The organism is Cruoricaptor ignavus (genome assembly GCF_900141665.1).
GTDB lineage: Bacteria > Bacteroidota > Bacteroidia > Flavobacteriales > Weeksellaceae > Cruoricaptor > Cruoricaptor ignavus.
The window spans coordinates 1-1151 of record NZ_FQYI01000029.1 but is presented as its reverse complement, the minus strand read 5'-3'; the positions used below and the strand labels follow the sequence as shown (position 1 = coordinate 1151).

Below are 1151 nucleotides of genomic sequence, written 5' to 3'. Positions count from 1 at the left end.
TGTAGACTCCCCATTTTCAGTACGCTTCAAAAGTAGAATTTTTTCTTGATATTTTACTGCTGTTGTTGTCGGATGTGGAAAAGCGGTCAGGAAAAGCGCTGACCTTAGCTTGGGATTGCTGTCCATTTTTCCACATCACAGGTGATAAACCACCCAATGAATCATGCGGCCTTTCGTAGTTGTAATCCTTTACCCATTCCTCGGTAACGCTTCTTACTTCATCCAGGGTTTCAAATATATAGGCATTGAGTATCTGATCGCGGTAGGTTTTATTAAAACGTTCGATATAGGCATTCTGTGTGGGTTTACCTGGTTGAATGTATGCAAAACCAATCTCATTTACCCGGCTCCACACTTCAGCAATATTCGCTATAAACTCAGGACCATTATCCATGCGGATTTTCTCAGGCTTGCCGTAGCGGTTCACCAGATGGTTCAGTATCCAGATCACCCGCGAACTTTTCAAGCTGTAATCTGCCTCAATGTGGAGGATTTCCCGGTTGTAATCATCAATCACGTTAAAACTGCGGAACTTTCTTCCGTTGGAGAGAACATCGCTCATGAAATCGATGCTCCAGGTATGAGTGAATGTTTCCGGCACCTCCAACGGCGTTTTTACTCTGGCAGGAAGACGCTTCTTTACCTTTCGACGCAAGGGAAGCTTCATTTCCTTATAAATTCGGTGCAGCCGCTTATGATTGATTTTTTCACCCCGGTTGCGCAGGCGGTAATAGTACTTCCAGAAACCTTCCCTGGGATGGCTCTGTGTAAGCTGTTCAAGCTTCATCATCACCGTAGAATCATCTCTCAGCGAGCGGTAATGAAAACTGCTTCTGCTTAATTTTAGCACGCGTAAAGCCTTGCCGGAATCCTTCGGACGGAGCTTATGGATCTCCATGACAATCTCCCGTTTCCGACAAGGCTTTAAAGCTTTTTTTCAATAATGTATTTAGCTACGTCAAGTTCCATTGCCAGATTGGCGTACATGCGCTTGAGGCGGGCATTCTCTTCTTCAAGCTCTTTCACCCGCTTAAGCTCACTGGCCTCCATCCCGTTGTATTTCTGGCGCCACTTGTACAAAGTGGCTGTGCTGATGCCGTTTTCCCTTGCCAACTCCTCGGCACTGCGGCCTCCGGAAAACTCCTTTAAAA

At 45.9% G+C, this 1151-nt stretch carries 1 pseudogene; it reads right to left on the bottom strand.

Going from position 1 to position 1151, the window contains the following annotated elements:
* Positions 1 to 130: 130 nt before the first annotated feature.
* A pseudogene (locus BUB43_RS10965) lies at positions 131 to 1151 on the bottom strand (IS3 family transposase); the annotation flags it as partial.